This is a genomic window from Siminovitchia acidinfaciens (assembly GCF_003605385.1).
Lineage (GTDB): Bacteria > Bacillota > Bacilli > Bacillales > Bacillaceae_C > Siminovitchia > Siminovitchia acidinfaciens.
Genome location: NZ_QYTV02000010.1, coordinates 91203 through 117687 on the forward strand (window position 1 = coordinate 91203; position 26485 = coordinate 117687).

At 42.3% G+C, this 26485-nt stretch carries 22 protein-coding genes and 1 riboswitch; of the genes, 7 read left to right on the forward strand and 15 right to left on the reverse strand.

All coding sequences use genetic code 11. The annotated features are described in order from the left end of the window. Nucleotides 1-65: 65 nt before the first annotated feature. From D4T97_RS17390 to D4T97_RS17400, 3 genes are all read right to left on the reverse strand, one after another. Nucleotides 66-644: a uracil-DNA glycosylase gene (locus D4T97_RS17390; RefSeq protein ID WP_126052045.1), complete on the reverse strand. Its 579-nt coding sequence runs from the start codon at nucleotides 642-644 to the stop codon at nucleotides 66-68. A 141-nt stretch (nucleotides 645-785) separates the two neighbouring features. Continuing rightward, a complete protein-coding gene (locus D4T97_RS17395; protein ID WP_126052046.1) occupies nucleotides 786-1565 on the reverse strand; it encodes an SDR family NAD(P)-dependent oxidoreductase in 780 nt (259 codons plus the stop codon). A gap of 224 nt (nucleotides 1566-1789) precedes the next feature. Further along, the gene (locus D4T97_RS17400; RefSeq protein ID WP_126052047.1) at nucleotides 1790-4873 is read right to left on the reverse strand and encodes an efflux RND transporter permease subunit; all 3084 of its coding nucleotides are present in this window, start codon (nucleotides 4871-4873) and stop codon (nucleotides 1790-1792) included. Nucleotides 4874-4970: 97 nt separating this feature from the next. Between D4T97_RS17400 and D4T97_RS17405 the strand changes: the two genes are divergently transcribed. Continuing rightward, nucleotides 4971-5795 (forward strand): TetR/AcrR family transcriptional regulator, encoded by an 825-nt coding sequence (locus D4T97_RS17405; protein WP_126052048.1) that lies wholly within the window; start codon nucleotides 4971-4973, stop codon nucleotides 5793-5795. Between the two features lie 119 nt (nucleotides 5796-5914). Here D4T97_RS17405 and dpaA read toward each other — a convergent pair whose 3' ends face one another. The 9 genes from dpaA to D4T97_RS17450 all read right to left on the reverse strand — a co-directional run bounded on the left by dpaA (nucleotide 5915) and on the right by D4T97_RS17450 (nucleotide 16091). Continuing rightward, the gene (gene dpaA, locus D4T97_RS17410; protein WP_126052049.1) at nucleotides 5915-6784 is read right to left on the reverse strand and encodes a dipicolinic acid synthetase subunit A; all 870 of its coding nucleotides are present in this window, start codon (nucleotides 6782-6784) and stop codon (nucleotides 5915-5917) included. A 33-nt stretch (nucleotides 6785-6817) separates the two neighbouring features. After that, the gene (locus D4T97_RS17415; RefSeq protein WP_126052050.1) at nucleotides 6818-8533 is read right to left on the reverse strand and encodes a sigma-54 interaction domain-containing protein; all 1716 of its coding nucleotides are present in this window, start codon (nucleotides 8531-8533) and stop codon (nucleotides 6818-6820) included. A gap of 69 nt (nucleotides 8534-8602) precedes the next feature. Continuing rightward, on the reverse strand, nucleotides 8603-9928 hold the full coding sequence (gene lysA, locus D4T97_RS17420) for a diaminopimelate decarboxylase (RefSeq protein WP_126052051.1): 1326 nt from the start codon (nucleotides 9926-9928) through the stop codon (nucleotides 8603-8605). Nucleotides 9929-9963: 35 nt separating this feature from the next. Further along, complete coding sequence (locus D4T97_RS17425; protein ID WP_126052093.1) at nucleotides 9964-10221, reverse strand: (2Fe-2S)-binding protein; 258 nt, start codon at nucleotides 10219-10221, stop codon at nucleotides 9964-9966. Continuing rightward, nucleotides 10218-11429 carry an NAD(P)/FAD-dependent oxidoreductase gene (locus tag D4T97_RS17430; protein WP_126052052.1) on the reverse strand — a complete coding sequence of 404 codons (1212 nt, stop codon included), beginning with the start codon at nucleotides 11427-11429 and terminating at the stop codon, nucleotides 10218-10220. The genes D4T97_RS17425 and D4T97_RS17430 overlap by 4 nt, the downstream gene beginning before the upstream one ends. Then, a complete protein-coding gene (locus tag D4T97_RS17435; RefSeq protein WP_126052053.1) occupies nucleotides 11419-11739 on the reverse strand; it encodes a (2Fe-2S)-binding protein in 321 nt (106 codons plus the stop codon). Before D4T97_RS17435 ends, D4T97_RS17430 begins: the two co-directional genes overlap by 11 nt. Beyond that, a complete protein-coding gene (locus D4T97_RS17440; RefSeq protein ID WP_126052054.1) occupies nucleotides 11718-12914 on the reverse strand; it encodes an NAD(P)/FAD-dependent oxidoreductase in 1197 nt (398 codons plus the stop codon). The genes D4T97_RS17435 and D4T97_RS17440 overlap by 22 nt, the downstream gene beginning before the upstream one ends. 202 nt (nucleotides 12915-13116) lie before the next feature. Next, nucleotides 13117-14463 (reverse strand): hypothetical protein, encoded by a 1347-nt coding sequence (locus D4T97_RS17445; protein WP_126052055.1) that lies wholly within the window; start codon nucleotides 14461-14463, stop codon nucleotides 13117-13119. Between the two features lie 191 nt (nucleotides 14464-14654). Continuing rightward, on the reverse strand, nucleotides 14655-16091 hold the full coding sequence (locus D4T97_RS17450) for a sodium:solute symporter family protein (protein WP_126052056.1): 1437 nt from the start codon (nucleotides 16089-16091) through the stop codon (nucleotides 14655-14657). A 363-nt stretch (nucleotides 16092-16454) separates the two neighbouring features. Between D4T97_RS17450 and D4T97_RS17455 the strand changes: the two genes are divergently transcribed. Then, entirely contained in the window at nucleotides 16455-17243 is a 789-nt protein-coding gene (locus D4T97_RS17455; protein WP_126052094.1) for an HAD family hydrolase, read from the forward strand. Nucleotides 17244-17430: 187 nt separating this feature from the next. After that, entirely contained in the window at nucleotides 17431-18330 is a 900-nt protein-coding gene (locus D4T97_RS17460; protein WP_235872298.1) for a DMT family transporter, read from the forward strand. A 138-nt stretch (nucleotides 18331-18468) separates the two neighbouring features. On the opposite strand, the gene D4T97_RS17465 is transcribed toward D4T97_RS17460, so the two are convergent. Next, the gene (locus tag D4T97_RS17465) at nucleotides 18469-19647 is read right to left on the reverse strand and encodes a DUF4317 domain-containing protein (RefSeq protein WP_126052058.1); all 1179 of its coding nucleotides are present in this window, start codon (nucleotides 19645-19647) and stop codon (nucleotides 18469-18471) included. A gap of 449 nt (nucleotides 19648-20096) precedes the next feature. On the opposite strand from D4T97_RS17465, the gene ahpC reads away from it, so the two are divergent. From ahpC to D4T97_RS17480, 3 genes are all read left to right on the forward strand, one after another. Next, nucleotides 20097-20660: an alkyl hydroperoxide reductase subunit C gene (gene ahpC, locus D4T97_RS17470; protein ID WP_126052059.1), complete on the forward strand. Its 564-nt coding sequence runs from the start codon at nucleotides 20097-20099 to the stop codon at nucleotides 20658-20660. 12 nt (nucleotides 20661-20672) lie between these two features. After that, a complete protein-coding gene (ahpF, locus tag D4T97_RS17475; protein ID WP_126052060.1) occupies nucleotides 20673-22202 on the forward strand; it encodes an alkyl hydroperoxide reductase subunit F in 1530 nt (509 codons plus the stop codon). 718 nt (nucleotides 22203-22920) lie between these two features. Then, a riboswitch (cyclic di-GMP riboswitch) is annotated at nucleotides 22921-23004 on the forward strand. A 23-nt stretch (nucleotides 23005-23027) separates the two neighbouring features. Next, a complete protein-coding gene (locus D4T97_RS17480; RefSeq protein ID WP_126052061.1) occupies nucleotides 23028-24164 on the forward strand; it encodes a hypothetical protein in 1137 nt (378 codons plus the stop codon). A gap of 103 nt (nucleotides 24165-24267) precedes the next feature. On the opposite strand, the gene D4T97_RS17485 is transcribed toward D4T97_RS17480, so the two are convergent. Next, nucleotides 24268-24987 carry an SGNH/GDSL hydrolase family protein gene (locus tag D4T97_RS17485; protein ID WP_126052062.1) on the reverse strand — a complete coding sequence of 240 codons (720 nt, stop codon included), beginning with the start codon at nucleotides 24985-24987 and terminating at the stop codon, nucleotides 24268-24270. A 303-nt stretch (nucleotides 24988-25290) separates the two neighbouring features. Between D4T97_RS17485 and D4T97_RS17490 the strand changes: the two genes are divergently transcribed. Then, nucleotides 25291-25830, forward strand: coding sequence for an ECF transporter S component (locus D4T97_RS17490; RefSeq protein ID WP_126052063.1), 540 nt, complete (start codon nucleotides 25291-25293; stop codon nucleotides 25828-25830). 119 nt (nucleotides 25831-25949) lie between these two features. Here D4T97_RS17490 and D4T97_RS17495 read toward each other — a convergent pair whose 3' ends face one another. Continuing rightward, nucleotides 25950-26465 (reverse strand): hypothetical protein, encoded by a 516-nt coding sequence (locus tag D4T97_RS17495; RefSeq protein ID WP_126052064.1) that lies wholly within the window; start codon nucleotides 26463-26465, stop codon nucleotides 25950-25952. Nucleotides 26466-26485: the final 20 nt, after the last annotated feature.

Consider the following 26485-nt stretch of genomic DNA (forward strand, 5'->3'; position numbering starts at 1 on the left):
GATCACCTGGTTTGTGCAATTCTCGCCATGACCCGTTTGTGCAAACCCGGAAATTCAAGTAAAGATTATACTTTCAACTTATCCCACTCCTCCGCAACAAGCTGAAAGTCTTGAAGTAGTAGAGGGTATAAATTGGGTCTGCGTCTAGCAGCAAGCGGATGGTAAGCCACGGTTGTCCAGAAGCCATTCACCTCGTACCAATTGCCTCTCAATTCTTTTACATCGAGCTCCGGATTCCGAAAAAAGGATTGCACAGCGACATTCCCCAGACAGGCAAGAAGTTTGGGCTTATGGTGTTGCAGCTGTTCTTCTAAATGATGCATGCAGATGGCTCGCGTCTTCTCTTTGTCATATGCGCGGATAGGCCTTCTTTTTAAAATATAGGTTACATATATCTCATCTTTATCCAAACCAGCTTCATGGGCCGCTCTCTGCAATGTCTGCCGCGTTCCGCAGACCATCGGGTTCCCTTCGCGATCTTCGCGTGCGCCGGGATTATCCAGAATAATCATGATAGGCGCTTTCGGATTCCCTTCTCCCCATATCATCCGCGACCCTTGTTCGAATAAACCGCAATCCCTGCAATTCTTCTGGGATGCCGGGGTAGAGTCTTCCGGCCAGATTTCCGGGCAAAAAGTGTCCATATCATCACGCTCCTTGCTGCATAGGATACCCGGTTACATCAATTACCACACTCCAAAAAAGGCGCAAGCGCCTTGCTCACTAACTAAAAAAGGCCTTCATCATCTGAAGGCCTTTGCTGGCAAGCAGCAAACATTTTTTAATTACAAAGTTCCTACCATTCCACCATCAATATTCACGGATGTACCTGTGACATAGGAAGCCGCATCTGAAACAAGGAAAGTGATGACCTTAGCTGCTTCGTCAGTATTTCCGATACGTCCCAGCGGAATTTGACGTTCTCTCTTTGAAAATTCTTCCCATGACATCTCCGGGTTCTGGTTCTTCCACATTTTTTCGACCTGCTCGCTTCGAATCAAGCCAATACATACTGTATTTACTCGAATGTTGTCTGGACCAAGGTCCTTGCTCATTGCTTTTGTTAGGGCCATGCCCGCCGCTCTGCTTACCGTGGTAGGCAATGAGGAAGCAGGCGGTGTCTTTCCAAGCACAGCAGTCACATTGACGATTGCCCCTCCGCCAGCCTCTCTCATATGCGGTATAGCGGATCGGGAACAATGAATTGCACCAAAAAGCTTCAAATCAAGGTCTTGCTGCCATAGATCGGCATCCACTTTTTCAAACGGATGTGCCTGAGACGTCCCCGCATTATTGACTAAAATGTCCAAGCGTCCATATTTTTTAACCGTGGAAGCCACTGCCTTTTGGCAATCTTCTTCCTTAGTAACATCCGCTGCTATGTAAAACACTTCTTTCCCAGTCTGCTCCAATATATGAGCCGCGGCCTCTTTTAATCGATCCTCATTTCGTGCACAAATGGTTACCTTAGCCCCTTCTCTCACTAAAAAAAGAGCTGTTTCCAAGCCAATCCCTCTGCTCGAACCTGTGATAAGTGCAACCTTACCTGCTAATCCTAGTTCCATATGAATCCCCTTTTCATTATATTTTTAAGCCTTGCCATAACTTTTTCTTAATAGTGTACCGGCTTTTTTGCCGGCAAACTTTGTAAAAATAATAAAACAACTCTGCAGACTATTCCACTATTTCTATAATATCATTATTACGCATACACCTGACACAGCATTAGCCATCATTCCCACAATAAAAAAGCCCTGCAGGTCTATTTCCACCTGCAGGGCTTATTCTATTAATTCTCTTCTATTTCTCTACGATTTTTCTTGAAGAGCTTGGATAATACTTCATAGACAATCGGTACCACAATCAAAGTAAGTAGCGTTGAACTTGCCAACCCGCCGATAACGGTAATTCCAAGGCCTCTTGAAATCAGGCCTCCACCGCCATTGCCAAGTGCCAATGGGATAAGCGCACCAATTGTAGCGATTGCGGTCATCAGGATTGGACGGAGACGTGTTGCCCCAGCCTCCAAAACCGCCTGGCGCATCGTCAATCCTGCTCTTTCCATACGGACGATCCGGTCGACCAGAACGATGGCGTTCGTCACAACGATACCGATCAGCATCAATAATCCCATCATGACGGAGACTGATATGGTTTCTCCGGCAAGATACAAGCCGGCAAAAGCTCCGATAACGGTAAACGGAAGTGAGAACAAAATCGAAAACGGCGCTACACCTTCATGGAAGGTGACTACAAGGATAAAATACACGATGGCAACGGCAGCGGCCATGGCCACACCCAGCTGTGTAAATGTTTCCTCCATATCCGCCTGCACTCCGGAAGTCTCGACTGTTACACCTTTCGGAAATTTCAACTGATCTACTTTTTTACCAATCTGGGAAGTTACTTTTGAAATATCGTCTCCTTTAACTGTCCCCGAAACTGTTGCATAGAATTCACCCTTGCTGCGGTCAAGCGTATTGTACGTAGACCCTTTCTTCACTTCGACAAGATCCGAAAGCGGTACTGTATTGCCAAGCGCTGTCGGGATTTTCCTATCCAACATTTCATCGGCGGATTCCGGCTGGGAGGTTTGTTCCTGCTGGACGATGACATCTAAAGAGTTTCCGTCCTTTTCCACCGTCGTTAACACGTCTTTAGTTTTTTGCGGATTCAGCATCATTACAAGCTGACCCGTTGTTAATCCATATTTAAGCAACTCAGCCTGTTCAACGCGGAATGTATATTCCACAAAAGCTTCCTCGGCACTGGAGGTAACATCTTTCAGCCCAGTGTTTTTCTCCATAATCTTTTCTACTTGTTTAACCGATTCATTCAGCTTATCTAAACTTTCGCTGTAGAGTGTATAACTCACTTCATTGGTTGAGCCAGACATTGAGGAGAAGTCCTGGCTTTTCCAAGAACCCGATTGATCCAGCGTAGTTATATATTTTTCCACTTTCTCTTTCACTTCCGGGAAATTTTCCATGTCGGGGTCAAAAATCAGGTACATTAAGGCACCGCCTGCCCCTCCGCCCATCATGACAGCTGACGGGTCCCCGGTTTCCGTGACGGATACTTGAACGATATCTATATCATCGCGTTTCAACATCTTATCTTCGACGACTCGAACATTTTCTAGGGTGTCCTCACGAAGTTCACCTGCTTTTGGCGTGTACGTCAAGTACATCACTTTCTCTTCGTCACTTCCCATAAAACTGAAACCAATGAGCGGCGTTAATGCCAAACTGCCCGCCAATAAGGCAATGGCCAGGATTGATGCAATGATTTTGTGGTTAAGCACCTTGTTAAGGAAACCTTTATACCCATTTGCCAGCTTACCTGGTCCTTTATGGCTCTTGTCGGTTTTTTCACCGTATAATTTCTTTTTAAACAAGAAATGTGAAAGTGCCGGCACAATCGTAATCGCCACAAGTAACGAAGCACCGAGCGCAAATGCCATCGTCAAAGCGAATGGCATGAACAATTCACCGACCATACCGCCGACAAAAATCATCGGGGCAAATACAGCAACCGTAACTAATGTTGATGACATAATCGGCTTGAACATTTCAATCGTCGCTTCACGTATAAGAGCGCGACCTGTCAATTTTTCCTCTTTTAAATGCAAACGCCGGTAAATATTTTCAACAACGACAATCGAATCATCGATGACCCGGCCGATCGCGACTGTAACCGCCCCAAGCGTCATAATATTCAGCGTGATGTCCATCCAGTGGAGGAGTAGCAGCGCCATGAATATGGATACTGGAATTGAGATGATAGAAATGAGCGTTGATTTAATATCTCTCAGGAAAAGAAGGATGATCAATATAGCAATCAATCCGCCAAATAACGCTTTTTCAATCATTGTAGCCACGGAGTCCTCGATCGGTTTTCCTTGGTCGAGCGTCACATCAATCGTAAGACCATCGTATTTCTTCTTCTCTTCTTTTATCAGCTTCTTCACCTTATCGACAACGTCAACGGTGTTTGCCTGCTGATCTTTGACAATTTGAATCGCAATGGCATCTTTTCCGTTTGTACGGGAAATCGATTCAACCTTGCCGACTGTCTTGATTTTCGCGATATCGCCAAGTTTCACAAATGGCGTTGGATTCGCGGCTGACGGCGTGACAGGGATTAGCATATTTTTTAGTTCTTTAACCGTCATGAATTTGCCGTCAATCGATACGGCCTGCTCGCCTTCTTTAAACTCGTAAAGCCCTAATGAAACGGCCATGTTGCTTGCTTGGATCATTTCTTTGACTTGATCTTCAGTCAGGTCCAATTGTTTCATCTTGTCTTTATTATAAGTCAGGTCCACTTCTTCAATATGCTGACCGGTAATGGTGGCAGAACCCACGCCATCCAACTTTTCGATTTTCGGAAGCAGGCTTTCCTCTACTGTTGAAGTCAATTCAACAATGTCTTCTTTTGAACTGCTGACACTGAGGGCAACCACCGGCATCATGTTCATGCTGATTGCGGATGTTGTCGGCTCCTCCGCCCCTTCCGGCAATTTTACGTTTTCCAACGCAGATTTCAATTCCCGTTTGGCCTCATCCATATCGATTCCGTATTCGTACTCCACCTGGATGCTCGCCATATTGGCATAGGAATTGGAATAAACAGCTTTTACATGGTCTAGGCCTTCCGAAGCTTTCTCTATCGGCCTTGAGACATCTTCCATGACCTGTTCAGGAGTCGCTCCGGGATACACACTCGTCACCATTAAGAAAGGAATGGAAATATCAGGGATCGTCTCCGTTTTCATTCGTGTCCCTGAATAAATACCAGATACCGTAACAATAATTGTAAGTAACCATACTGCAAGTTTATTTTTCAAAACAAAATTGACTAACCCGTTCACTATTACACCTGCCCTAAATTGACTTGTTCATTACAGTTATTTATAATAATGACCGACTGGTCATTTGTCAATGAATAGTTGGGAGCGATCGGATAATATGGCAAAAAAACAACTGATTATGGAGAAGGCGCTGGAGCTTTTTGCGAAGCAAGGATTCGAGGCTACTTCCATTCAGCAAATTACAGAGCAATGTGGTATTTCTAAAGGAGCTTTTTACCTTTCTTTTAAGTCAAAAGATGAGTTGATATTGGCGATAATTGATCATTTCACGATGCAGGTTTTATCGGATATTGACTATCTGGTCAAAAATACAGAAAACAAGACCCTTTTATATGATTTTTATCAAACAATGTTTGATTCTTTTCAACAGCAAACGGACTTTGCCAAATTATTTCTCAAAGAACAGATGCATACGCTCAACGAGAAATTTGTAAATAAAATGTATTCCTACCATAAATCACTTGAGCAAATGATTTTGACTATGGTTGAACGGCTTTATGGCGAAGAGATCGAAACGACAAAATATGATTTGATTTATTGCATAAAAGGTTTTTTGAATACTTATTCACAGATTCTTTTATTTAGTGAAGCACCGGTGGATTTGAAAATGCTGTCCCAGTCACTCGTAGAGAAAACGAATATACTGGCCAAGCATACGACCATACCTTTTATTTCAAAAGAGATGACCCAGATGTTTTTCGTCAATGAAAAAACATCGAAGGAAGAGATCCTTGAAATAATTGAGGAGAAAACCGAGGAAATGGCTGAATCGATTGAAAGGGAATCGCTGGTTCTGTTGAAGGAGCATCTGCTGGAGCAAACTTTCAGCCCTGCAATAGTGAAGGGATTGTTGGAAAACTTACGCAACCATCCTCACTGTAAATGGATCTCTTATTTGCTTCGAAGGTATTGGGAGCTTTGACTGTTTCCGCAGAGATCTCGGACTGCCAGATAGCAACCCTTGGCTGGCTTCTTAAGCTCCTCAACGCTAATAAGTGCCTTCCACACGTTTCAAGTGATGGCAGGCACTATTAGTTAATTTTAAACCAATAACTTATATAATACTTTGCTAATAATTTCACCACCCGTCTTGGGGGCAGTTTTTCCAGGCAGCCCAAGCGCATGTATCGCTTTTAGGCCTTTTTCCTCGGCAAACTTGAAATCTGTCCCTCCTGGCTTGGAGGCAATATCGATAATCAGGCTGGAAGCAGACATTTTTGATAAGACCGCTGCATCCAATATCATATGCGGCACTGTATTAATACATATATTGATTTCGGACATATGATCAGCAACGTTAGCCATATGAACAGGGCGCAGTCTCATTTCCATTATGCGTGCAAGGTCGCCATCCTTTCTGGCAGCCACACTCACATTGGCACCTACCGCAGAGAACAGCCTTGCCAAAGTTTCGCCAACCCTGCCAAATCCAAGTACCATCACATTGGCATTATGGATTGTGTAATCCGTTTCCTCAATGGCAATTTTCAGCGCTGCTTCAGCTGTAGGGATTGAGTTCAAAACAGCGACATCATCGCGGGCGGTTAACCGGATGAGATTCCTATCAACCTCCCTCGTAATACGATCCAAATAGTCATTTGAAATGCCCGTATACACAGCACAATGATCCGGTGTCCGCTTTAGCATCTCTATAGATAAATGTATGTTCTCATCCGAATAATCAGCATCAATCTCACCGTCCGCACTTGTTCCATGCAACGGGATCAGAATGGCATCGATCTGCTCAAAATCCACCTGATCCGGCTTTTGATTGCTTATATTGGGATGAGAGAAGGTTAGTTGGTCAAATCCGGCCAAAAAAATGCGGATTCCTTTTGAAGCCAGTTGATTGATGATTTCAAGGTATCGCGGATCGCCTCCCATGATCAAAAGATTCACGTTTTTTTCCATTGAATCTACCGCCTTTCAATCTGAAAAATAATCTTATTCCAAGTGATAATCTCTTATTTTATTATAAAGCGTTGAAATGGATATTCCTAAGGAATGGGCTGCCTTTTTCTTACTTTCCAACGAATGGCCGTAATGGTTTAAGGTTTTTCGGATATATTCTTTCTCAACCTCTTTCAGAGGTAAAAGTGAATTATCTGATGGATATGTGATAGAATCCACTTCATCCTGAGAAGATGTAACGCCTATTAACGATTGAATATGTTTCAATACAAGAGAATCCGAGATAACAGACGCACTGCTCTCGTTCATTAACCTTTCCAAAACATTTTCAAGCTCGCGAATGTTTCCGGGCCATTCGTATTCACATAACATAGACATTCCTTTGTTTGTCAACTGCATGGGATTTAATCCAATCCTTTCAGCAATCTTATCCATTAAATCCTGGACCAATAATTGGATATCTTTCTTTCTTTTTCTCAATGGCGGCACTTCAAGCCGGATGACATTCAATCGATAATATAAATCCTCACGAAACTTGCCTTCTGATATCAACTTTTCCAAGTCGGCATTGGTGGCAGCAATGATTCGAAAATCCACATGCACCTTTTTTAGACCGCCAACTCTTTCAAACTCTCTATATTGTAAAACTCGCAACAACTTTACTTGTAACGCGAGACTCATCTCGCCAATTTCATCTAAAAACAAGGTCCCTCCATTGGCCAACTCAAATTTGCCGACCTTTTGCTTGATCGCGTTCGTAAATGCACCTTTTTCGTACCCGAATAACTCACTTTCAAGCAGCTCTTCCGGAATCGCTGCACAGTTCACGGTCACGAAAGGCTTATCATGGTTCTTGCTTTCCGTATGAATCGCATGGGCAAATAATTCTTTCCCCGTTCCGCTTTCGCCGGTTATTAAAACAGTGGAACGGGTGCGCGACGCTCTCTTCGCCAAACTCACAGGCTCTTTGATCTCTTCACTTTCCCCAATAATATGATCAATTGAAAATTTGGATTCATATCCATCACTTGATTGCTGATTGATTACTTTCTGCTCTTGCTCATGTTCCATCAGTTTTTCTGTCAGGTATTTTATTTCAGTCACGTCTTGAAAGGTGGCAACCGCACCGATGAATTTGCCGTCAACAAAAATGGGGGCAGCATTAGCAACCGTTTCTACGTTTGACCCTACACTGGAAGACTTATATCCAAAAACTGGCGTCCTGGTTTTATACGCTTTATTCAATGAACCATTTGGCGATACGTCTTCAATATGCTTGCCAAGCCTTTCTTCCGAAGACACGTTTGTAATTCTCGAAAAAGAGGGGTTAATAAATCGAATAATCCCTTTAGAATCAACATACTGCACTCCCTCGTGCGAATGCATCAAGATTGTTTGATAAAACTTTTGCTTCCCGGTAAGTATTTGAATTTCTCTTTTTTGCATGGCCACTCTATCAAGAACCCATAATGTTTTCGCACTTAATATCAATTTATTGTTTTTCCTCCAATTTTCAATCTCTTTATGGAATGTTTCTTCGTTTCCAACTATTAAAATGATATCAATTTCTTGTTCATCCAATGGGTCTGCTGAATTAAAAATGGGAATATCTTGATACGGTTGATTAGAAGAGGAATCTAACACGCCAACTAGCGAAACGATCCCAGCATTCTTCCACTCTACCATTTTATCCAGCATATCTTTTTGATAGCCAACGACCAATAGTGACATAGGGCTCCCTACAGCCATCCTATTTCCCCCAGTGTAAAATATAAATTATATAATTTATATTAACACACTGGAACAAAACTCTTTAACTTAGATGTTAAATGTAGACCTTTTCCCTAAAGGGACATCAAGCCTTATAAGATCTTCATATGTTTCCCGCTTGACGACGAGGACACTTTTTCCATTTTCAACGAAAACAATTGGAGGTCTTGGAATACGGTTATAATTATTCGCCATGGCATAACCGTAGGCGCCCGTACAGAAAACGGCCAAAATATCATCTTTATCAGGCGCCGGAACTGGCAGATCCCAAATGAGCATATCACCGGACTCACAACATTTCCCTGCGATTGAGACGACTTCGTCCTGTTTATCAAACGGCCTGTTGGCAAGCACCGCTTCATATTTTGCGTCGTATAAAGCCGGCCTAATATTGTCGCTCATCCCGCCGTCAACCGCCACATATTTCCTTACATTCTGCACTTCCTTTCGGGAGCCCACAGTGTACAGGGTTGTGCCTGCATCCCCGACAATCGACCTTCCAGGTTCGATCCAGATTTCAGGCATTGGGAACGATAGCAGTTCTGTTTCCTTCCTCACTTCGATGATCATCTCTTCGACATACTGTTCCGGAGACAGCGGCTTATCCTCTTCCGTATAGCGGATTCCGAATCCACCTCCGAGATTCAGAACCTCAGGAATAAAGCCATATTCGTCTTTCCATTCATTTAATTTTTCCAAAACCTTCTTGGCCGCCATCACAAACCCGGCCGTTTCAAAAATTTGCGATCCGATATGGCAATGGATTCCAAGCAGATTCAAATATCCGCTATCTAGGGAGATGGCGAGCGCTGTTTCTGCCTGGCCATTCTTTAGGTCAAAGCCGAACTTCGAATCCTCCTGCCCGGTGAGGATATAATCATGTGTATGGGCTTCAATACCGGGTGTTACCCGCAGCAGTATATTCACGTTTTGCTTCCTCTGCCGGCATAAATGATGAAGCATGTGGAGTTCGTGGAAGTTATCAACGACGATGCAGCCAATTTTGTAATCCAACGCCATTTCCAATTCCTCTTCACTTTTGTTGTTTCCGTGAAAATGAATTTTTTCTACAGGAAACTTCGCAGCCATAGCTGTATATAGTTCTCCTCCCGAGACGACATCCAACGAAAGACCCTCTTCTTGAGCAAGCTGGTACATTGCGATAGATGAGAAGGCTTTGCTGGCGTATGCGACCTGTGATTTCACCTCATATTTTTCAAACATCTCTTTAAAAGCACGCGCACGAGCCCTGATCAGCTCTACGTCATAGATATATAACGGAGTACCATATTCTTTTACAAGTTCCACTGTGTCGCATCCGCCAATTTCAAGATGGCCGTCATCATTGATCGATGCGGTTCCATGTAAGTACATCCATTTCCCTCCAAACAGTAAAATTAATTTTCTTTTTATTTCCTAATAATATCACCTAACAACACAGGTCGGACTGGGGTCTGCGCCCTCTGAAGCGGCGGTTTTGTTTCATGATCTATATTTGATTCCAGAATATCACGGACAATCGGCTGGCAAACTCTTCCTTGACAATAGCCCATACCGATTCTGACCCTTTTTTTAATTCCAGGGACACTATTGGCTCCTCCAGCTATTGCATCCAAAACTTCCGATAAACAGACGCTTTCACACCGGCAAATAATTAAATCATTCATATAATGCCTTCTTTCTTCCATACCTCTTCCATCTTAGAACGCCCTTCCTCGATTTTAGGAAGAAAACGAAGCGGCGACATTTCCCTTGCTTTCTTTACTTCCACCATTGCTTCATTCACTGTCAATGAACTTTGCCTACCCATAGATTTGAGAATCGTGACTGCAGCTAGCTTCCCCTGTGCCATTGCAACTTTTGCCCCTTCAATGCCGGTAATATTTCCTGCTACATATAATCCTCTTACTGGAGTAGACATATCCGAACCATGTAACGGGACCGCACCTCCCAATTCAGGGATTTCGACGAGTGGACAGCCCGCTGTTTGCGCCAGGTCAACCATTGGATAAAGGCCGGCGGATAAACAGACTGCATCCATTTCGACCCGTTCAACCTTCCCTGTCGGGTGTCCATCAACAGATATGGATTGCAGCATTACGGCTTCTACTTGTTTATCTCCTTCAATCCTTACAATCGATTTGCGGAAATGAATAGGAACACCATTCACCTTTAAAAAATTGAACCTCAACGCCTGGGCTGTTAAATTCGGGAACTTGCTCAAAGCGATCTTCCCAGCGGCACGCATGAAAAGATTGGGAGCAAGGTCAACAACATCCTTAAGCCGCTTGAGCGCCCGCTTGGGTGAATCATTTTGGCCCAAAGCGGGTGAAAGCGGCGGCAGCACCATACCAGCTACATCGATTCCTGCATTTTTCATTTCCATCATGACAGACAGTGATAATGGATCGACCCCTACAATCATCACTTTTTTTCCGACAGCCACATGATGCAGATTTGTAAACGTCTGGGCCGCTCCAATGCTCACCGCTCCCGGTAATGTCCAGCCGGGAATAGGCAAAGCTTTTTCTATAGAGCCAGTGGCCAATAACAGTACTTTTGAAAAAACCGCTTTTACATTGGCACCGGTTAAATCTATCTTCCACTCTCGACTAACGGACCAAGCGGTCACTTCAGTAAAAATATGGACACCAAGATTACGAGCTTTTTCTGCCAGCTGTTCTGCAATTTCCTTTCCATTCCAAATCCTTTCATCCGGCGGCGCTTTAGGATCCTCATAATGCTGCCCAAGCAGTCTGCCACCTGGCCGATAGTATTCATCAATAACGGCTACGGATAAACCATGGTGGATTAATTCTATTGCGGCGGTAAGGCCTGAGGGACCGGCTCCGATTATAACAACATCAACTTTCATTTTCCGATTGCTCCCTTACTTGAGAAGAACTTGGCGAAAGCACCCTGGCCCCTTCCCTGTTTGGGGTAAGGCACGTGCGGACATTGGGAACTCCATCTACTTCTGCGCGGCATTCATAGCAATGGCCAATTCCACAAAATATCCCTCTGCCTTCCCCGGTGATGGTACAATTCCGGATAGTTTTAATACCGTTGGCAAGCAAGGAGGCAGCTATGGGTTCGCCATCATAGCCAATCAGTTTCTCATTGTTAAAATAGAACTCGATCTTTTGTTTTTCTTCCAAGGTGTTTAATCGGAAGGAACCATGCATTTTTCATCCACTCCCTTAGCACCAGAGTTGTTTTTGTTGAAGCGGCTCAATAAGAATGGACTTATATCAACATTTGACTCTTCTCCACATACAACTTGCGCCATTATTTTTCCTGAAATCGGAGCAAGTGCTATTCCGTCGCCTTCGTGGCCAGCGGCTATATACAAACCATCGATCCCATCAACCGGTCCGAGAATAGGCATATTATCAGGTGTAAAGGGGCGAAGGCCGGCAAATGTCCTGATAATCCTCACATTGGCCAACTGTGGAAAAGCACGTACAGCTGCCTCTCCTATTTTCCGCGTGATCTCTGGATTTGTTTCCGTATTATATCCGGCAAACTGGCGGGAACCGCCAATCAACAATGTTCCACTGCGGGTTTGTCCTAAAGCCAACCCTATCCCAAAAGGGTCATCCTTTTGATTCCCTTTTAGCTTGTTTGCAATATAAGAAGCACTCAAGAAACCATAATTAACAAAAGCATCAATCCTTTCAGAGACAAGGATCTGACCACGACGGGGAATGATCGGGACGTCAATCCCTATTTCTTTTAACAGTAATGGAGTCCACACACCCAGCGCCACTACCACAGCATCGGCATATAGCCTTTCACCGGACACATCAACTCCAATGACGCGGTCATTTTCAGTAATCAGGCCTGTCACCGGGGACTGCAATCTGATTTCGGCACCCAATCGTTGAGCTGCCCTGGCCATGGCAAAACAAACATATAACGGGTTTACTTCCGCATCATGTTCCCAAAAGGTTGAACCCAGAATATTTTTTGACAAACCCGGTTGTCGCTGGCGAGCTTCATCCCCCGATATAAGACGGACATCAATTCCAGCTTTCCGTTGCCGTTCGACCATATCCTCCATTGCCTTCATTTCTTGCATTGTTTCAATAATGATCATTCCACCACATTTTCTATATTCAAGATCCGCTTCAAGCTCCGCTTCCAGATCTTTATACAGATTGGCACTTTTAATGGAGAGGTTTAGCGTAGGCCCCGGCTTTTTCGACTGGAGCATAATGGCCCGGTCACAAGCCCCTGAAGTTCCCGCTGCAATATCTTTCGAATCAACAAGGGTAACGTCCACTCCTGATTTTGCTAGATAATAGGCGGTTGAAACTCCAATCAACCCACCGCCTGCGACAATTACCTTATAACTCACTTGCTGCCGCCTCCAAAGAACGAATTGTTTTTAATACCTAATATTATTCAATGCAAAAATTATGCCAAGGGATTACACTATTGAAAAAGAGGTTAAGCAATCTCTTTTTATAAAAAATATAATATTTATGGATTTTTTTACATTTTTTATAAACAATAAATAACCTTCTATTCTCTCATAAACAAGAGTACAGAAGGCTTCATCAACTGAACAAAAATAAATGGATACAGTATATAACAATGGAATGGACCAACAAAAGGAATATTGCATAAAGCAAATTCCACCTGATGGTAATTTTAAATACATTCTCCTTTATAAGGGATGAAACAGCCGTAGTTACCGGTGATATCGGGGAAATAGTCGTCGCAACACCCCATGCACTTAGCAGCATCATGGCCATGACCAAGCCGTGCACCGCTAATTGATCATATGAAACCGTTGCCACAATCGCACTGATCGTCACAATTTGATGGACACCGATAAAAGAAAAAAAGGCAATAATGGTAATCGTCATAATAATCAATAGAAAAACTGACTTGTTTGCCAAGCCAACCCACACACTGTGAATATAATTGGATATTGGTGTTTTTGACAACACCACTCCAAAAAAACCTGCGGTCAATAGCAGATTCACTTCATTCGCCTTACCCGGGAGTATTTTTTTACGATATTCATTGATTTCCTTAAAGAAATGCTTCAGAAAACATAAATAGGCAGTCCAAAGAAAAGCAAAGACAAGAACGATTATTGAAATAAGCACACTTGCATTCAGTTGAACGAACGGTTCAAATAAAAAAATAAACCCCGTTAATAACAGAAGGACGGCAAAAAGCTCATACAACATCTTAATATTGATATATTGGCCACTTTCAAAGTCCTTTACTTTAATGTGTCGCATCTCAACATATCTAAAAAGATAATACGCTACGGATATTTGAAAGAAACTTAATATGATTCCATATGGCAAATATTGGTAAATCGGTATGTTAAGTGAATAGACGACTAAAATAACTGAGGCAAAATATGGTGACCATGTATGAACTGATGTAAATCCACGAACATAAGCCCTTCCCAATAAAGCATTTGGGGGTTTTACATTTTCCAGCATCGCATGGATGATGTACAAAGAACCAAGGTTTGTAATCGGTCCGATAAGCGAAAAGAGACCTGTAATTAACAAATACAATAAATCCGGCTTTCGATTAAATCTTGATATGGCCCCCGCCAAGTGCTGATGATAATTACCTAATCCGATTGGAATACCTAAAATTGGAACAATAACAACCAAGCAAACAAGAGGCAAATTTTTAGTTATTCCCTCTGCCCATATACCAAGAGGTTGCTGCTGGTAAAGAAAAATACTGCTACCCAAAAGAACCATGACAATCCCAAACATTCGCGGAAGCCCTTTACTATATTTTAAACTGACAATAGCTACTACCGCTGTTAAAACCGTGTAAACAACAACCAAAAATTGATTAGGAAAAAACTGACCGATGATAAACGCAATAATTAAAGTTGCAATTATACTATTCCCTAAAATTTTCAAGAGCGAATTCTCCTAGCTGTATAGAAAAAATCCCATTAAAACATCTTAATGCAAATTTTTTTAAACAATCTTTGTCTATTAAACTAAAAGGATTGAGCATTTAAGATCTTTTAATCCATGTTGGCTATAATCGGTGAAAAGCCCCCTATTTAAGTAGCGGGCTTTTATCACCTTCCATTAAAATAACTGTACTATTGTGCCACAGATTCTTCCGGCAATTGGGAGTCACGGTCTGTCGGAAGTAAAAGAGACAGCATAATAGTCAAAATAGCTGAAATGAGCACTCCCCACAAAATCCCAAAAGCTAGGGATGCAACGGCACCAGAAACCAAGCCGACCCTTCCGCCCCATACAGATACTCCACTATTTTGTCTACCCATACCAAAGGCTTCCTGTTTTCTTCGTTTCCAAAGCAATCCGATGATCAGGACAGGTATAACACCCCCGCCGGCCATTGTATAGGCGAGGCTGAACAAGCCAATAATTGACTGTGCCCAAACCGCTGCCCCTACAGAGAAAATACCGACGATAAGTATACACCAACGCGTAAATTTAATATAAAAGTCATCATTTCTTACTTTTGAATTGGGAATGACCAAATCATTTGTAATAACAACTGCAGCGGAATGCAGCAGGGAAGATGCACTCGAAATAGCCGCAAGATAAATAAGGATAAAGAAACCCAACGCTACAAATTGAGTCATCTCTTCTAAAATCAACCATGAGATCGCCTGACTGGCATCCAGGTCCGGATTAGTGGCTTTTACTACCAAACCGGACAAGGTCGCTAAACATGTAAAAATAATTGCAACGATTCCACTGTAAAACATTGCCCGACTGGCATCCTTCGGCTTTTTTGCAGCAAAACAGCGCTGCCAATAAACTTGCGCGGCAAGTACTCCCAAAGTTCCAGTCAAAAATAAAGTGAATACTTCTCCGAAAGACAAGGTCATTTCTGCCAACTGTCCGGCACCTACATCCCCAAGACTTGTTTTTAATTCGGAAATGCTAAAATTAACTTTGGCAAAAACCTTTACATAAATCCAAATGGCAATGGCAATGAGCAACGCCCCCTGGATTAAATCTGTCCATACCACAGAGTACATACCACCAATTAATGTATAGAGAATGAACACACCTGAAAATACCACAATCATAGGGATCGGATCCATTCCCGTAAAGACTGAAAATAAGTCTCCCATTCCTTTTGCCTGTCCTCCAACCCATGCAATCATAATGGAAGAGGTTAAAAGCCCGACCAACGCACGGGAAATTTTATCACGTAGCAACAGGTCATTCATTAATTCTGCCAGTGTTTTATAAGTAAATTTTGCAGCGAAACCCGCAAACACCAAGGCAAACAAAATCTTTGCCCCCTGCTCCCCAACAACAAACGGGATATTGGCCAAACCGATTTCATATCCCTTGGAGGAATGGCCCACAAAGTTACCTACACCCATAATTGTGGCAATGTCAGTAAATAAGAGCAGGATGAATGGCAATGTTCCACCGGCGATAGCAAAATTGGTAAAACTGGTGCTGGCCTTTTTTGTAAAAAGTAATGACATACCAATAAAGAAAACACTGAGAACGATTGTAACTGTCCAAGTTAAAGATAATAGACTCATATGGTTTCTCCTTTATTAATATATTCCGAAAACTGGAAATCCTCGTTTTTTATAAATCCCCTCCCTTTTTACTTGGACATACTTTATTCCTACAGTCCCACAATTCACCTTTAAGTAAAGCGATTACATTTAATTCTACCTATATCACATGCAAAATTTATGCCGTATTAAAATCAACCAGTATTTTGCAATAAGAAAGGGTGTAATTATATTAACTATACTTTAAAGTGTAAAAATTGTTATATTTTATATAATCTAAAATTATCGAACTAACAAATACATATTTTTTTAGCCCATGACTTTTGCCTATTCTATGGGTAAAATGAATGTAGATTAAATTAACAACTTAAAGTGGGGAGAATAATGATCAAAGCTATTTTTTTCGATTTAGATGACACACTTTTATGGGATCAAAAAAGTGTAAAAGAAGCTTTTGCTGCAACTTGTAAAGTTGCCGAAGAACGGTGCGGATTAGATCCGGACCAATTGGAAGAAGTAGTACGAGAGAATGCAAGGGAGCTCTATTCTTCCTATGAAACTTTCCCTTTTACCCAAATGATCGGCATCAACCCTTTTGAAGGGTTATGGGGAAACTTCCTGGATGAGACGGAAGATTTTAAAAAGATGAGCGAAATTGTTCCTGAATACCGTAAAAATGCGTGGACATTGGGATTAAAACAATTGGGCATAGATGATCCGGATCTAGGCTCCGAGCTGGGCGAGCTTTTTCCACAAAACCGCCGAAAAGTCCCCTTTGTCTATGACGATACATTCGAAGTATTGGACACATTAAAAAAAGACTATCGTCTGGTGCTGATTACAAACGGATCTCCAGACCTGCAAAATACAAAGCTGACGATCACTCCGGAACTGGTGCCATATTTTGACCAGATCATTATCTCCGGCGGTTATGGAAAAGGAAAGCCTGACAAAGGGATTTTCGAACATACTTTGTCTCTAACGGGCTTACAAGCAGATGAGGCCATCATGGTCGGCGACAACCTGAATACTGATATCCTCGGGGCCAACCGTGCCGGAATCAAATCTGTATGGATCAACAGAGAGCAAAAGGAACGGAACGAAGTAGTGCCTTCCTACGAGATTCAACAATTAACGGACCTTTACGAGGTGCTGGACAAAATTAACAACTGACAAGCCGTGTGCTTGTCAGTTTTTTTGATTAGTTCACTTATTGGATATTATTGTCATTCAAGAGTATAGTTAGCCAAAGAAGTAAGAATTGTGGGAGGATTCCACTTTTATATGAATTAAGACCTTAATGTACCCAAAACTAGCTAAGAAATTTTTTCTATCTACATACATACAAGGAGGACCGCGTGTGTCGAAAACTCAATTGAAGACAGCTTTGGCCATTGGTTGTTTGGTGTTTATATGGGGTATCTCCTGGCCTATCTATAAAGCTGCACTGCCGTTTACTCCACCCCTTTTATTTGCTGGCATGCGCGCACTAATGGGAGGAGTATTATTAGCTGCTTTTCTACTGCCAACATGGAAAAAAGTTAACTGGCATGAAAACTGGAGGATATATTGTATAGCAGCTTTATTAAATGCCATTTGCTTTTATGGTTTTCAAACAGTGGGATTAATCTTTTTGCCAAGTGGATTATTCTCTGTTTTAGTATTCTTTCAACCCGTTCTGATTGCCCTATTTGCTTGGTTCTGGCTGGGCGAGCAAATGTCCGTCCTGAAAATGGTCGGAATGATAGTAGGTTTTTTAGGTATTTTGATTATCAGCCTGGATGGATTTACAGGTGAAATATCTCTCATAGGCGTTATGGTAGCCTTATTGGCAGCAACAAGCTGGGCACTGGGGACCATTTATGTAAAAAAGGAAAGCAAGCGGGCTGATGCTTTATGGATGGCGGCTTTACAGTTCCTCATTGGAGGAGTGATTCTTACAATTATGGGAGCCGTAACGGAGAACTTGCGCGATATTGTTTGGAACACTCCATATTTAATCGGGTTAGTATTCGGCGGCGTGTTTGGGGTTACTGTTGCATTTACACTTTATTTTAGATTGATAAACGCAGGAGACGCTAGTAAAATTGCCTCCTTTACTTTTCTTGTCCCGCTCATTGCGGTGTTGACGGGAGCTGTTTTTCTGAACGAACCCTTTACCCTAACACTTCTTGCCGGACTGATTTTGATTGTTCTGAGCATCACTTTCGTAAATTTCTCAGGCGGAAATAGGAAGTTGAAACGAAAATTGACCGCTTAGAGCGGCAAAAAGAAATGATTTGAATGAAGGCATAGTCACCAAGCCGGCTTCTTTTTTGGTGACTAGCCCAACACAAAAAACAACCCTTGGCTGCGGTTTTTACCGTAACCAAGGGTTTAGGAAGAGAGGTCTTATCTGTCAACTCAACGATGTCTCCGGAATCAATGTAAAACTTTCAATCATTGTATCTTCATCAACTTCTATTAATAAATAACGTTTGCCGTCGATGTTTACCTGTCTGACATATTTCAAGTCTTTTGGACTAATAGAAATGTTTGCGACCTTCGTTTCGATTTTGATAGATTTAGATGTGTATTTCGGTACAACGCTGCTTGCTTTCAGTTCATACTTCTCGTCATCAACGACTTTCTGAAACGCCATTTCTACCTTATCCGCATTGACATCTTCCACTCCGCTCACCTTTAAGACACGTTCAACGTCTTTATAATCCAATGTGGGCGTCTCTTCCTCTGCCTCTTCATCCTCATCCACTATGATTCGATTGATTTCCTCATATACATTGGCAAGCGTATGAGTATCCACCTGACCTCCCACCACTTCATTTACAACAAACTCAAAAATAGCCTTGTCTTCCTGGGCAGTCATAATCTCTTCGCCGTTCAACACATTCTCGATAAAGTTGTAATCCGGCTGATTCGCTTTACCAGCCGAGTAAAGGACGTGGTTCACGTCAGCCGAATTGTCCGTAAAGCATGGAAACAAAAACCCTGCCACCGGCGATGCAAGATTAATAATGGAATCGACCACTACACTAGACTTGAATTCCTTCTCAATATAATCAAAAACCAGCGACCGTTTCGGCTGTTCCGTCTTGTTGATGCTGCAGAGGATAAAAGGATGTGTGTACACTTCATCCCGATCACTCACTTCCGCTTCCTCACTGTTCCTTTTCGTCGGTTTAAAATATTCCCCGCGAATGAACGTGACGACCATATCCTTCTCATACTGGACATCCTTAAACATTTTTTCAACAATCAAAAGCATCTGCTCTTTCCAATCGTCCACATCATCAGATTGCAGACCTTCATGAAGAATAAAACGGGAATGATCTTCCGCCTGCTCCTGAAACTTTACCTCAAACAACTTCACATCCAATTGACCTGTCAGCACCTTTTTGAAGTTGGTAATGAATAACTCCTGCTGTTCTCGGTCCATCATTTGAAACGGTTGGCTTTCCTGATGATAAATATCGCTGCTTTCCTTCCTTATATAGACATTAAAAATATCGGTGATCTTCAATAAATCATTATCCAACTTGAATTGTTTGCGAATGTCCGCAACATCCTTCTTGTTCATGGAAGTACAACTCCTTTTTTGGGGTCGACCAACTGTCACTCCCCGAATTTTGTCGAAATAAAAAAAGGGAATCTACCCTGCCATAGACACTCCCTTATTATATCAACATTATTCATCAATCTACTTTTTAATTTATTGTTTTACTTTTTCATTTACAATAAACAATTCTCATTTAACTTAAAACAATGCATCTTATCCATTAATAGCCGCTTATTTATTATTTCTTAATTGTTTAAATTTACTGCACCTATCATTAACAAACTATGAGTCAATTCACACTATACTATTCCACATTATAATAAGCATCTAATTAAAATAATTCTAATTAACTGTTGACAAATAATAATATCACCTATATAATAATAATTGTAAATAAGTAATCACTATAGATAGTTTAGTGATATAGAGCTCACTAACTATCAAAATACATCTTAGGAGGAACTTATATTATGTCTCTTATTGGAAAACAGGTAGAACCATTTACAGCACAGGCTTACAAAAACGGTGATTTTATTGAGGTAACAGATGAAAATCTGAAAGGTCATTGGAGCGTTGTTTGCTTCTATCCTGCAGACTTCACTTTTGTTTGCCCAACTGAACTGGAAGATTTGCAAGATCAATATCCTGCACTGCAAGAACTCGGCGTAGAAGTTTTCTCTGTTTCAAGAGATTCTCATTTTACTCATAAAGCATGGCACGATACATCCGAAACTATCGGTAAAATCACTTATGCAATGATTGGTGATCCTGCCCACAAACTTTCTCAAATGTTTGAAGTGTTTGTTGAAGAGGAAGGCCGCGCAGACCGCGGAACATTCATCATCGATCCAGACGGAGTCATCCAAGCGGTTGAAATCAATGCTGAAGGCATCGGACGTGACGCAAGTACTCTAATTGACAAAATTAAAGCGGCACAATATGTGCGCAACAATCCTGGCGAAGTCTGCCCGGCAAAATGGAAAGAAGGCTCTGAAACACTTAAGCCAAGCCTAGACCTTGTAGGTAAAATTTAAGGAGTGCAATAAATGATACTGGATACAGATATTAAGGAACAACTTAGACAATATCTACAATTGATGGAAAACGATATACTGTTAAAAGTCAGCGCAGGGACCGATGATATATCAAAAGACATGCTGGCTCTGATGGACGAGCTGACAGCCATGTCTTCCAAAATAAAAGTAGAGAAAACAACATTGGACAGAACACCTAGTTTCAGTGTCAACCGTATTGGAGAAGATACCGGCGTAGCTTTTGCCGGTATCCCTCTTGGACACGAATTCACTTCCCTCGTTCTGGCTTTGCTTCAGGTGAGCGGACGAGCTCCAAAAGTGGATCAGAAAGCGATTGACCGAGTGAAGAGCTTAGAAGGCGAATACCACTTTGAAACTTATGTGAGCCTGAGCTGCAACAACTGCCCTGATGTTGTACAGGCACTGAATGTGATGAGCGTTCTCAATCCCGGCATTACGCATACGATGATTGACGGCGCCGCTTTTAAAGAAGAAGTGGAAAGCAAAGGCATCATGGCTGTACCGACTGTTTATCTAAACGGAGAAGAATTTGGCGGCGGCCGCATGACACTTGAAGAGATTCTTGCAAAAATGGGCAGTACAGTTGACCCCGCCGAACTATCTGCCAAGGAGCCGTTTGATGTGCTCGTTGTTGGCGGCGGTCCAGCGGGCGCCAGTGCAGCTGTCTATGCCGCACGTAAAGGTATTCGGACAGGTGTTGTGGCTGAGCGCTTCGGCGGCCAGGTGATGGACACCGTCGGCATTGAGAACTTTATTAGTGTGACGCGGACGGAAGGCTCCAAGCTTGCGGCAAGCCTCGAAGAACATGTCAAACAATATGACGTTGACATCATGAATTCACAGCGTGCGAAACGTTTGGAAAAGAAGGACTTCATTGAGATTGAACTTGAAAACGGTGCTGTTCTCAAGAGTAAAGCTGTGGTCCTTTCAACAGGTGCCCGCTGGCGCAATGTCGGCGTCCCAGGCGAAGCGGAGTTCAAAAACAAAGGTGTCGCCTACTGCCCTCACTGTGACGGACCATTGTTTGAAGGAAAAGACATAGCCGTCATTGGCGGCGGAAACTCCGGTATTGAAGCGGCGATTGATTTGGCAGGTATTGTGAAGCATGTAACTGTTCTTGAATTTGCGCCGGAGCTGAAGGCTGACTCTGTATTGCAAGAGCGCCTTTACAGCCTTCCGAATGTAACGGTGATCAAAAACGCGCAAACAAAAGAAATTACCGGTACTGACAAAGTAGATGGCATTACCTACGTTGACCGCGAAACAGGAGAAGAACATCATATAGAATTGCAAGGTGTGTTTGTACAGATTGGCCTTGTGCCAAATACTGATTGGTTAGGTGACACAATTGAACGCACGAGAATGGGTGAAATTGTGGTAGACAAGCAAGGTGCTACGAGCATTCCTGGTGTATTTGCTGCGGGCGACTGTACAGACAGTGCCTATAAGCAAATTATCATATCGATGGGATCAGGTGCTACCGCTGCCTTGGGTGCATTCGATTATCTCGTCCGAAATTAACCCTGTATCATAAGCTGAGGACCATCAAAATTCCCCCGAGTCGAAAAAAATCAACTCCCTGGTACTTCAGCTTATTTTATATAGATCCCCTTTCTGAAAATCACTATCCACTCGACCAGCTGGGTAGTGATTTTTTGGTGCTTTTTTAGTGCCTGACGCTCCCCGAATTATGTCGAAAGCGGGCCTGATTGAGGGTCAGACGGTCAAGTGTAGTTCAAAAAAAGCTAGTCCTTATCCTGCTTGCTGAAAGTAAAAAAGAGTTCTGTTTTGGTCACTCCCTTTATAACAACACTGTTGTTGATTCTACTTATTCTTCAACAATTAAACTGGGAAAAGCTCCATTAACAGGCACCTTGCCCCTCCTTCCGAAAAAGGAATATACCGTAAAAATTGAAAATATTTCCTGTCAAATTATCTTCTATTCGCTCGCTTAAGTTTGAAGCTGACAGACTAATCTTGCCCTCAATTTGTGTCAGCATCTGCTTCATCCATTTAAAATTATTAGCCTTACATAAGTTTAAAACTTACGTTTTTATTCATTTTCCGCATCATTTCCCACACTTATTGCACTTTTGGGAATTTTGCTTAATATTGTCGAAGAGAAACAGTACCATTTGCCTAAGAGCTAAATTATAATAATTTCATGAGGTGTTCTATATAACGAATGCGGCCGCGTTTTTAAACGAACATCTATTGATAGAGAAAGAAAACCAGATCCGGAGTTAAGGGACGCTATGACGCATAGTCTTTATGTGGACACTTGGACTATGTTGAGCGAGTAGTGTAACCGGCCCTCTTGTTTAAAATTAAGAGGAGGAAAAGTGAATGTTATCAAAAAAGGTTATTTCTACTATTGCAGCCAGTTCGCTAATCTTTTGTCTAGGCAGTGCAGTAAGCGCCGCCCCAAAAAATGATGGGAAACCAACTGGCCGAACCGAACAAAATGTTCAGTCTGGCGTCGTTTCTTTTGAAGATGTAACTGTACCTAGATATGCAGAGGAGATACAGTTAACCGGAACAGTTGTCATTGATGGACCCCAATTAGTCGTAGCAATTCCTGGATCAACAAACACAGTCGTCACCAAAATTGGAGATAAGACATGGCGGTATGAAGCAACCGTCGATGTCTCCGCCATGCAAGGCGATGCAGAGCTGGAGATTTCAGCATATACGATATACGCCAATGGGAAGCCCGCTGGCAGCGTCCATACAAGCGCTCCCGTGGCAACCCAAAAAATTCACGTCCCTTATATAACATCTACAGTTGCAGAAAACACAGAATGGGTTGCGTATGACCGCTCAAGCAATCAATTCACATTGTCGTATGACGAAGTTGAAAATTGGTCAGTGGGTGACCCTGTAGTTACGGGGAAAACATTGGCTGTGAACGGAACAGATGATACAGTGGCAGTTCTAGATAAAGAACTTACAGTCCCTGCCGCCATTCAATACTTTACTTTTTCATCGGATGATCCGACTTGGGATTTCGATTCAAACACCGGCACCTATACTGCCACATTTAACATTTTAATTACGGATAGTAAAGGAAATATCAGTACCGAATCAGTAACAAAATCCGGCTTAACACCAAGAGAAGAAACCACAGTCTCACACACTCTTTCTGATGGTTTCGGCACAATCACAAAAACCCATCAAGTTACAGCGCCGGAAGCTCCGGTTGTTGGAGTGGTTCCTGTTGAGTTAAGGGATCTGGAATTGACCCTAGTATCTCACAATAACAATCAATTTAGAGTAAGAGCATCATATACCATCGTCTATTCTGATGGTTCGACAGAGAACATAAGTAACGATGATTTAAAAGGCGGTAATATCGGGAAACCGAATACACAAGGCCAAAATTCATCAAAAGATTACACTATTAGCGAATTTGTTTACACTGTTACAGTACACTACGACCCTACTACACAAACCTATTCTGCAACTGCTGTTTCGAAAAATTGATCATAGATGGGGCTGGTTTATATACTAGCCCTTTTCTCGTGCTTCAAATTCCAAAAATATAAGAGCAGGCCATTTTTTACAGCCCACTCTTGTTTCCTTATTATTAATTCTTACTTTTATCAATGTTTTTCCAGAACTCTTTCGCCACCAGTTGATAGCCTTCTTTACTTAGATGGATGTTGGATGGGTTTGGAAGATAAACTTCATAGTGTTTGGCTATTATTTTTTCTGTAGGAACAAAGGTATCGCCATTCGCAGCGGCTCTTGATTCAATAACCTGATTCAAAGTGCCCAACAATGGCAGCAGCGCATCCTGTTGTTCTTGGGGATAGTGTGGGAATGGATTATAATAGCCCATCACATAAACCTTGGCTTTGGGATTCAGTTGGTCGATAGTGCTTAAAACAGCTTGTAAATTCACTGCCACAGTTCCCATTACAGCCGGTATTTGATCCGGGGTATTAAGAGCCTTCAGTAAATCATTTGCGCCGATATCAACCGTAATGAATTCAGCCTCTGTAATTTTCCCTTGTACATCTGCTCTTGTAAGTACATCTTGCATCAGGTGTGTTGAGGTATATCCGGGTACTCCAAAGTTCGTATAACCGACAGTATACTGCGACTGTTCAAAACGGCTGACCAGATAATCAGCGTAACCCAAGTCAAGTCCACCAGTAGGGGTCATTCCTGCTGCTAAAGAGTCACCCAGAGCAACATAATCCACTACCTTTTTATCCGGACCTTTTGCAAATGCTGTCAGCGGTAAAAAAACGACTATAACCGCGGCTAATAAACAACTGGCAAATCTCCTCTTCATTTCCATCAACCAACACCCTTTCCGTTCCCTATTAAGAACAACTTCATTATAACAAGAGAACTAGTTTTTTTCATTACCTTATTTGAAAGAGATTCAAGAAATCCCGATTGTTAGTTATAGAAACGGTTTTTGTAATAGGACTAAAAATTCTCTAGGGATACATCATTTTTTAAAAACTGACCCCTACAAATTATTAAAAAGTGGCACTTTCAAAGAGACCACAGGTTTGCTAAATTATCAGTAAATACAAAGAAACATGGAACACTATACTTAATACCTATTAAATAGCAAAGAAAGAAGGTCTTCATGATGGAAAGAACAGCAACGTATTCAGGTTCCAGAACTAAAACTTTTGATCTCATCATAACGTCCATGCTGACGGCGCTCGTCTTCGTGGCCACCATGCTCTTAAATATTAAACTGCCTATTTCGATAAATGGCGGCCTCGTTCACCTTGGCTCAGCCATGCTTTTCATCTCAGCCATTGTATTCGGGCCGAAAAAGGGTGCATTCGCCGGGGCTGTTGGTATGGGGTTGTTTGACCTGGTGTCCGGCTGGGCATTATGGGCCCCTATTACTATTCTAACCCGCGCTTTGCAGGGCTATATCGTTGGAAAAATCGCTTGGTCCAAAGGCCGCAACGGAAACAGCATTGCATACAACCTATTTGGAATCATCCTTTCGGTTCCTCCAATGATTGCCGGCTATTACCTTTGGGAAAGCATCATCTATGGCAACTGGATTGTACCCTTGACGTCCATTCCTGGGGACATCTTGCAAAGTGTCATCGGCATCGCGGTCGCTATTCCAGTTTGTATCGTTTTGAAGAAAATTCCTGCTTTCAAATAGGTGTCATTGCTCGAGTTCTGTTGAAAAAGAACCGTAAGGCATCAAAAAACAGCTATAACCTGAAAAGTCTTAGACTTCATGGTTATAGCTGTTTTTTACACCGTCCTTGCCCAGACGCTTTACTTGGAAGGCGGCAAGGTAATGGATTGCTTAAGGTCGGTTTGCAAGTTTTGAAATGTTTCCTTACCAAAAAATGCATCCGCTTTGTTCTCTATCTCTGTTAGAATCTCGTCATTTTCCCGAAGTGTTTCGCGAATTCTGTCTACAATCCGCACCGCGTCTGCCCCACTGATTTGCTTAGTGACCCGTTCCAGAAGAACCTTTGTATCAACAGAAAACTTCCGCGCAAAGCTATGGCACCTGACAATATTATGCCGGAGAAACTCAGAATATTCAGGTGTAAAATTACGTCGGATACAACCCCTCATCCCAGCATAACCATAGGAAACTTCCGAAGCAGCGCGATAAAATAATATCATCCCATCCGCATGACTTGATTCAGGATTCAATCTTAGTTCCGTTATATACGAAACTAAACGCATCACCACTACTGTTCCTTTCTCGGTCGCTTCCCACCATTCCAACAAGCGCTTTTTCTGCACTTCACTCATTTGAACGGAAGATTGATGCGGCATTCCCTTCTCTCCCTTTAAGT

What these genes read in the sequence shown, in the direction of transcription:
- ahpC (WP_126052059.1), top strand. Translation starts at nt 20,097, where the DNA reads ATGTCTCTTATTGGAAAACAGGTAGAACCATTTACAGCACAGGCTTAC.
- D4T97_RS17415 (WP_126052050.1), bottom strand. Translation starts at nt 8,533, where the DNA reads ATGGCTGTAGGGAGCCCTATGTCACTATTGGTCGTTGGCTATCAAAAA.
- D4T97_RS17395 (WP_126052046.1), bottom strand. Translation starts at nt 1,565, where the DNA reads ATGGAACTAGGATTAGCAGGTAAGGTTGCACTTATCACAGGTTCGAGC.
- D4T97_RS17465 (WP_126052058.1), bottom strand. Translation starts at nt 19,647, where the DNA reads ATGAACAAGAAGGATGTTGCGGACATTCGCAAACAATTCAAGTTGGAT.
- D4T97_RS17450 (WP_126052056.1), bottom strand. Translation starts at nt 16,091, where the DNA reads ATGAGTCTATTATCTTTAACTTGGACAGTTACAATCGTTCTCAGTGTT.
- ahpF (WP_126052060.1), top strand. Translation starts at nt 20,673, where the DNA reads ATGATACTGGATACAGATATTAAGGAACAACTTAGACAATATCTACAA.
- D4T97_RS17480 (WP_126052061.1), top strand. Translation starts at nt 23,028, where the DNA reads ATGTTATCAAAAAAGGTTATTTCTACTATTGCAGCCAGTTCGCTAATC.
- D4T97_RS17485 (WP_126052062.1), bottom strand. Translation starts at nt 24,987, where the DNA reads ATGGAAATGAAGAGGAGATTTGCCAGTTGTTTATTAGCCGCGGTTATA.
- D4T97_RS17405 (WP_126052048.1), top strand. Translation starts at nt 4,971, where the DNA reads ATGGCAAAAAAACAACTGATTATGGAGAAGGCGCTGGAGCTTTTTGCG.
- D4T97_RS17425 (WP_126052093.1), bottom strand. Translation starts at nt 10,221, where the DNA reads ATGAATGATTTAATTATTTGCCGGTGTGAAAGCGTCTGTTTATCGGAA.
- D4T97_RS17455 (WP_126052094.1), top strand. Translation starts at nt 16,455, where the DNA reads ATGATCAAAGCTATTTTTTTCGATTTAGATGACACACTTTTATGGGAT.
- D4T97_RS17390 (WP_126052045.1), bottom strand. Translation starts at nt 644, where the DNA reads ATGGACACTTTTTGCCCGGAAATCTGGCCGGAAGACTCTACCCCGGCA.
- dpaA (WP_126052049.1), bottom strand. Translation starts at nt 6,784, where the DNA reads ATGGAAAAAAACGTGAATCTTTTGATCATGGGAGGCGATCCGCGATAC.
- D4T97_RS17435 (WP_126052053.1), bottom strand. Translation starts at nt 11,739, where the DNA reads ATGCATGGTTCCTTCCGATTAAACACCTTGGAAGAAAAACAAAAGATC.
- D4T97_RS17430 (WP_126052052.1), bottom strand. Translation starts at nt 11,429, where the DNA reads ATGAAAGTTGATGTTGTTATAATCGGAGCCGGTCCCTCAGGCCTTACC.
- D4T97_RS17495 (WP_126052064.1), bottom strand. Translation starts at nt 26,465, where the DNA reads ATGCCGCATCAATCTTCCGTTCAAATGAGTGAAGTGCAGAAAAAGCGC.
- D4T97_RS17490 (WP_126052063.1), top strand. Translation starts at nt 25,291, where the DNA reads ATGGAAAGAACAGCAACGTATTCAGGTTCCAGAACTAAAACTTTTGAT.
- lysA (WP_126052051.1), bottom strand. Translation starts at nt 9,928, where the DNA reads ATGTACTTACATGGAACCGCATCGATCAATGATGACGGCCATCTTGAA.